At 48.1% G+C, this 6,000-nt stretch carries 7 protein-coding genes; 1 reads left to right on the top strand and 6 read right to left on the bottom strand.

The window, feature by feature from the left end; genetic code table 11:
• The coding region (locus B5E53_RS19545) for a hypothetical protein (RefSeq protein WP_204245526.1) at positions 1–188 on the top strand (188 nt) is incomplete at its 5' end.
• 329 nt (positions 189–517) lie between these two features.
• On the opposite strand, the gene B5E53_RS12690 is transcribed toward B5E53_RS19545, so the two are convergent.
• The 6 genes from B5E53_RS12690 to hemB all read right to left on the bottom strand — a co-directional run bounded on the left by B5E53_RS12690 (position 518) and on the right by hemB (position 5,884).
• Positions 518–751 (bottom strand): hypothetical protein, encoded by a 234-nt coding sequence (locus tag B5E53_RS12690; RefSeq protein ID WP_087315611.1) that lies wholly within the window; start codon positions 749–751, stop codon positions 518–520.
• 101 nt (positions 752–852) lie between these two features.
• Positions 853–1,713: a PD-(D/E)XK nuclease family transposase gene (locus B5E53_RS12685; RefSeq protein WP_162611911.1), complete on the bottom strand. Its 861-nt coding sequence runs from the start codon at positions 1,711–1,713 to the stop codon at positions 853–855.
• Positions 1,714–1,945: 232 nt separating this feature from the next.
• Positions 1,946–2,158 carry a FeoB-associated Cys-rich membrane protein gene (locus B5E53_RS12680; RefSeq protein WP_087315607.1) on the bottom strand — a complete coding sequence of 71 codons (213 nt, stop codon included), beginning with the start codon at positions 2,156–2,158 and terminating at the stop codon, positions 1,946–1,948.
• Positions 2,159–2,282: 124 nt separating this feature from the next.
• The gene (gene feoB, locus B5E53_RS12675) at positions 2,283–4,295 is read right to left on the bottom strand and encodes a ferrous iron transport protein B (protein WP_087315617.1); all 2,013 of its coding nucleotides are present in this window, start codon (positions 4,293–4,295) and stop codon (positions 2,283–2,285) included.
• 31 nt (positions 4,296–4,326) lie between these two features.
• Positions 4,327–4,560, bottom strand: a complete 234-nt coding sequence (locus B5E53_RS12670; RefSeq protein ID WP_087315619.1) for a FeoA family protein — start codon at positions 4,558–4,560, stop codon at positions 4,327–4,329.
• Positions 4,561–4,915: 355 nt separating this feature from the next.
• The gene (gene hemB / locus B5E53_RS12665) at positions 4,916–5,884 is read right to left on the bottom strand and encodes a porphobilinogen synthase (protein ID WP_087315605.1); all 969 of its coding nucleotides are present in this window, start codon (positions 5,882–5,884) and stop codon (positions 4,916–4,918) included.
• Positions 5,885–6,000: the final 116 nt, after the last annotated feature.

Genomic DNA, 6,000 nt, shown 5'->3' with positions numbered 1-6,000 from the left:
GTGCCGTGCTGATCGTTCAGCACTTTGATGAGAAAAGTCTGTTCTTTATATCCTCCTGCCTTCACATCTCAAAACCCCTTTCCATTTATGATATTTTCAGAATTATTAATGAAATTTTACCCCCCCCCCGTGACAAAAAGCATTACAACTACTCTATTTTCAGAATTTTTTTCTTAAATTTTTCTTAATTTTCTTTATAATTATAAACCCATACTTGAAGAGACGACTGAAAGGGAGAAAATTACTGTTTGTGGACATAAGAAAGAATCCTGCAAAGCAGGATTTTCCGCCTGCGGCGGGTCGCGAAAGCGGCATCTTCCTATCCGCCGCAGTGCGATCCTCGCGGAGCGTTTTTATTTCATAGGAATACAATTTCCTATGAAATAAAAAAACGCCCTGAAAGCATTCCCATATCTTACGGATTACTTCCAGGACGTTCTGCGCCATATATTATCTATTATTTCTTTTTTATTGTTTTAATATTATATCAAAATCGTAATTTCCGCTCTTTTTCTCCTTATACCTGAACTATCTCTTCTTCCTTCAACTTTTCCAGTATCTTCTCTATCGTCTCTTCATCAACTCCCTGTACTCTCATTAAATGTATTATCGCCTGGCGTTCTTCCCGGCGACCTTCTCGATACCCTTCAAGACGGCTCTCACGATATCCTTCCCAATACCCTTCGAGACGACTCTCTCGCAATCCCTCTTCTCTTCCAGCATTAAAGATTCTCTCTGAATATTCACCCATTTCCTCGATTCCTCCTTTTTCCCGTTTCAGGTAGTGTACCCGGCGGGACAGGGCTTTTTGTTCTTAACTCATATACTTTAAGGTATGTTTACGTTGTTTCTTTATACTGAAACTATCTCTTCTTCCCTCAAATTCTCGAGTATCTTCTCTATTGTTTTCTCATCAACTCCCTGTGTTTTCATTATTCGTATCATCGCCTGGCGCTCTTCCCGACGGCCTTCCCGATGCCCTTCAAGGCGGCCCTCGCGTAATCCCTCTTCTCTTCCACCATTAAAGATTCTTTCTGAATATTCACCCATTTCCTCGATTCCTCCTTCTTCTCGTTTCAGGTAGCGTACCCGGCGGGACAGTGCTCCCTGACTCATGTCATCCGGGTGACAGGTCTTAAAGTATTGCATTAAGGCGGCTTTTGGTGAACCGTCGTTGATGGCCGCGTTGATGTATATGGTATGCTGGCCATCGTCGTATTCTGTCATCTGTCCTTTGAAATGTTTCTCCACCGGGGATTCCGTCATCTGCGTCTTCCAGATATCCGTTTCACTGATGTAGATCACGTACACCTCCGGCATCTCGTTGTATTCTTTTCCTTTCTCCAGGTACTCGGCGTCCACCATGGCGTTGTACCGCCGGGTGCGCCGGGCGTGGTCGAGGGTTGTCTTTCTCTGGATTTCCAGGTTGTAGACCCGTCCCTGCGTATCTTCTGCCAGGATGTCCAGCACGGCGTCCTTGGACACCAGTTTTGATATCCGGTAGTGGCTCCTCACTTCCACAATCTCAATGGAGGGATCATCCATCAGGATTCGGATGACATGCTGGCAGGCCTCGATGTCGTTGAGGGCTATTTTCATAAATGTGTCGTCGAGCAGGGTGAGGTCTTCCACTCCCTGCAGTAAAAATTCCCGATGCCGGATCCGGCTGTCGGTTTCTCTGGCGTAAATGTCTGAATGTCTTGTTTCGTCCATTTTTCGCCTCCTTAGCTGTACCTTTTTGGGAACAGCATTTTGCAAATATTTTGCTGCTTCTTCAGAGACCATTGTCTCTTATTCCGCATTGTATCACATATTTCTTCCTTTTTTGTCATTTTCCGACAGAAAGTATGTTTTTCCTGATAAAGCAAAAAATCCCCGGACAGCCTGCCTGCAAGGCCTGCTGCCGGAGATTCTATGATCAGATTATTCTATTTTTTGTGTTTCCTTACGTTCTGTTCTCTGTTTCTGCTGTTGTTTTACTTCTTCCGCCTGTCTGCTTCTGCATGCCAGATGCCGGATGGCAGCCGCCGTGACAGGCGCTGCAGTCTCCGCCGCAGCCGATACATTTTCCGTTTTTCCGGCGTTTTCGCATATAGCGGAGGGACAGGAGCAGCCAGAGAAACAGGGCGGCAAGGATGATGATATCGCCCAGTGACATTTTTCTCCTCCCAACCATTGTTTTGTAAAACTGTCTGACAGATTTTCAGTGAAGCGGCAAGGGCAGATCACTGTCCCTGTCCGTTTTCTTTTCTGACGCTTTCCTCTCTAACCGGTTATTTCCGTTAGAAGAACAGTCCGCCGACGTGGTACACGATCAGCGCCATGATCCAGGCCACTACGCACTGGAGGACTACCACACCCACAGTACGAAGAGTGGAATTCATCTCCCGGTGGATGGCTGCGATGGCTGCCACGCACGGGGTGTAAAGCAGAGTGAATACCAGGAAGCTGGCGGCTGACAGTGGAGTAAAGAGCTGTCCGATGGCGCCGGCCACTCCTGAGGCGCTGGTGCCCAGGAGAACACTCAGAGTGGAAACCACTGTCTCTTTGGCGCTGATACCGGTAATCAGCGCAGTGGAAATCCTCCAGTCGGAGAAGCCCAGCGGTGCAAATACCGGCGCCAGCCACTGTCCGATCATGGCCAGAAGGCTGTGAGCGCTGTCTGCAGCCACATTGAGCTGTGCGTCAAAGGTCTGCAGGAACCAGATGATGATCGTTGCCACAAAGATGATGGTGAACGCTCTCTCGATGAAATCTCTGGCCTTTTCCCACATGAGGAGCAGGACGCTCTTTGCGGACGGAAAACGGTAATTTGGCAGCTCCATGACGAACGGCATCGGTTTGCCGCGGAATAATAATTTCTTAAAAATCAGAGCCATGAGAACGCCCACCGCCATGCCGCCAAAGTACAGCAGGGCCATCACAAGAACTCCGTGATTCGGAAAGAAAGCCGCGGTAAATACCGTATAGATCGGGATCTTTGCCGAACAGCTGATGTAAGGCACCAGCATGATGGTCATGTTCCGGTCCCGTTCTGAGTACAGGGTACGGCTCGACATGACTGCCGGGACGGAACATCCGAAGCCGATGAGCATCGGCACGAAGCTCCGGCCGGAGAGGCCGATTTTACGAAGAAGCGTGTCCATGACGAAAGCAATCCTTGCCATGTATCCGGAATCTTCCAGGATAGACAGGAAGAAAAACAGCACAAGGATGATCGGCAGGAAGCTTAATACGCTGCCGACGCCGGAGAACACGCCATCTACGACGAGACTTTTTACCACCGGATTGATGCCGTAAACGGTCAGTCCGTAGTCCACCCATCCGGCCAGCTTGTCGATACCGGCGCTCAGATAATCACTTAAAAACGCTCCGACGCTGCCGAAAGTCATCCAGAAAATAAAGATCATGATGGCAGCAAACACCGGCAGGGCCAGATACCGGTTGGTCAGCACGCTGTCAATACGCTGACTGCGGAGATATTCTTTGCTGATCTGGCATTTGACCACCGTATCTTTGCAAAGCTTCTCAATAAATGTATAGCGCATTTCCGCCAGGGCGGCATTCCGGTCCAGACCGCTGTCTTTTTCCATCTCAATGATACTGTGCTCGATCATGTCCATCTCATTTTGGGACAATTTCAACCGCCAGATGACTCCCTCGTCACCTTCAATCAATTTTACGGCTGCGAATCTGGCGTTCATACCCAGTTTTTTGGCATGGTCTTCCACCTGATGGCACAGGCCGTGAATACACCGGTGAATAGGGCCCGGTTCACAAAAATCATATACCTTCGGGTACTCTTTATTCTGGGCCACACGAAAAGCCGTGTGTACCAGCTCTTCCACACCTTCATTTTTTATGGCACTGATGGGGATGACCGGGATACCCAGCTGCTCCGACATTTTTTTGATATTGATGGAGCCGCCGTTGTTTCTGACCTCGTCCATCATATTTAATGCCAGCACCATAGGAATATGTAAATCAATCAGCTGTAAAGTGAGATAAAGATTTCTCTCTATGTTGGTGGCGTCCACAATATTAATGATTCCATCCGGTTTCTCATTGAGGAGGAAATCTCTTGTCACGATCTCCTCATTGGTGTAAGGCCGCAGGGAATAAATTCCCGGCAGGTCCACTACAGAACCTTCCTGTCCGGACTTTGTGTGAATCTCTCCCATTTTCTGGTCAACAGTCACGCCCGGAAAGTTCCCCACATGCTGGTTGGAACCGGTAAGCTGATTAAACAGTGTTGTCTTTCCGCAATTCTGATTGCCGATTAATGCAAATATCATCTTGTCTACATCCTCTCTGTCCTTCGCTGTTTTATTCGTCTTCCAGCTCAATCATTGCCGCATCTTCTTTACGAATGGTCATATCATATCCACGAAGATGAATCTGAATAGGATCTCCCATGGGAGCTACCTTCATGACCTTCACCCTCGTTCTGGGAATCAGACCCATGTCCAGGAAACGGCACCGGAGATTACCCTCTCCGCCCACTGTCTTAATGACAGCCTCCTTTCCGATGGGAAGATCCGCAAGCGTTCTATGCTTCATTGTCTTTTTTTCTTCCATGCTTATCATCCTTTTTTGTATCTGTACGCCGCAGTCACATTTTTATGAAGATCACACGGCCTGGCCGGTATATCTTCTCGTGACCGCATCATTTATAAGTTAGAATATTTTAATCAATGTTAGTATAGTCTAAATGATAAAATTAATCAATAAGCATTTTGCACAGAAATTCTCCCCGAAAGCGGCGCAAAACAAAAACACCGGCACAGGTTTTCCACAATCACAGAGAATATGTCTGATTGCAGAAAATTCTGTGTCCGGTGCCGATGTTTTTCTATCGATATTTGCAGGGAACAACACTTACATCTGCCGTTCCCCATATTTGCCGAAATCTTTTTTACTGTTCTTCCTTCAGCCAGCGCGCCACATCAAGGGCATGATAAGTGATGATCATCTGTGCGCCGGCACGTTTGATGGCGATCATATTTTCCATGACCAGCTTCTTCTCATCAATCCATCCCTGCTGGGCGGCAGCCTTTACGATGGAGTACTCTCCGCTGACATTGTAGGCAGCCAGAGGCATGTTCGTTTCCATGGAAGCGGTCTTTAAAATGTCCAGATAAGCCAGAGCTGGTTTTATAATGATAATGTCCGCTCCCTCATCAATATCGTCCTGGATATCACGCATGGCCTCTCTCGGATTGTGATAATCCATCTGATAGGTCTTTCTGTCACCAAATCCCGGTGCGGAGTGAGCCGCATCCCGGAACGGGCCGTAGTAGCCGGATGCCATCTTGGCGCTGTAGGCCATGATCGGAGTATTCTGGAGTCCTGCCTCATCCAGCGCTTCCCGGATGGCAGCCACATGGCCATCCATCATATTGGACGGAGCTACCATGTCAGCGCCTGCCTGGGCACAGGTGACAGCGGTCTTTGCCAGCAGCGGCAGAGTCTCATCATTTAAAATAATACCATCTTTGATGACGCCGCAGTGTCCGTGGGAAGTGTACTCGCACAGACAGATATCGGTGATGACCACCAATTCCGGAAATACTTTCTTTATGTAACGGACTGCCTCCTGAATGATACCATGCTCATTATAAGCTTCAGAACCACACTCATCTTTATGGGCCGGGATACCGAAGAGCAGCACGCCCTTGATGCCCGCTTCCCGGATCTTGTCCAGTTCCTCATCCAGCCGGTCAATGGAATACTGATAGATCCCCGGCATGGAATCGATAGGATTCTTGATATTTTCTCCCTCGATGACAAATAACGGATAGATCAGATCTGAGATACTGACGGAAGTCTCTCTGACCAGCGCCCGCATATTTTCTGTTGCACGTAAACGTCTTCTGCGAATCATCGCCAACTCCTCCTTTTTGACAGCCTCCCGTGGAAAGCTGCTGTTTCCGTCCGGCTGTCCTTACAAAACTTCTATTCTTAATGACATATTATACACCCGCCGCGCCGAAAATCCAA

It is taken from the genome of Eubacterium sp. An11 (assembly GCF_002161065.1).
Taxonomy (GTDB): domain Bacteria; phylum Bacillota; class Clostridia; order Lachnospirales; family Lachnospiraceae; genus Anaerobutyricum; species Anaerobutyricum faecale.
Note: the sequence above shows the minus strand (reverse complement) of the source record. Positions and strands in the feature narration are given on the sequence as shown.

What these genes read in the sequence shown, in the direction of transcription:
- B5E53_RS12670 (WP_087315619.1), bottom strand. Translation starts at nt 4,560, where the DNA reads ATGAAGCATAGAACGCTTGCGGATCTTCCCATCGGAAAGGAGGCTGTC.
- B5E53_RS12690 (WP_087315611.1), bottom strand. Translation starts at nt 751, where the DNA reads ATGGGTGAATATTCAGAGAGAATCTTTAATGCTGGAAGAGAAGAGGGA.
- feoB (WP_087315617.1), bottom strand. Translation starts at nt 4,295, where the DNA reads ATGATATTTGCATTAATCGGCAATCAGAATTGCGGAAAGACAACACTG.
- B5E53_RS12685 (WP_162611911.1), bottom strand. Translation starts at nt 1,713, where the DNA reads ATGGACGAAACAAGACATTCAGACATTTACGCCAGAGAAACCGACAGC.
- hemB (WP_087315605.1), bottom strand. Translation starts at nt 5,884, where the DNA reads ATGATTCGCAGAAGACGTTTACGTGCAACAGAAAATATGCGGGCGCTG.
- B5E53_RS12680 (WP_087315607.1), bottom strand. Translation starts at nt 2,158, where the DNA reads ATGTCACTGGGCGATATCATCATCCTTGCCGCCCTGTTTCTCTGGCTG.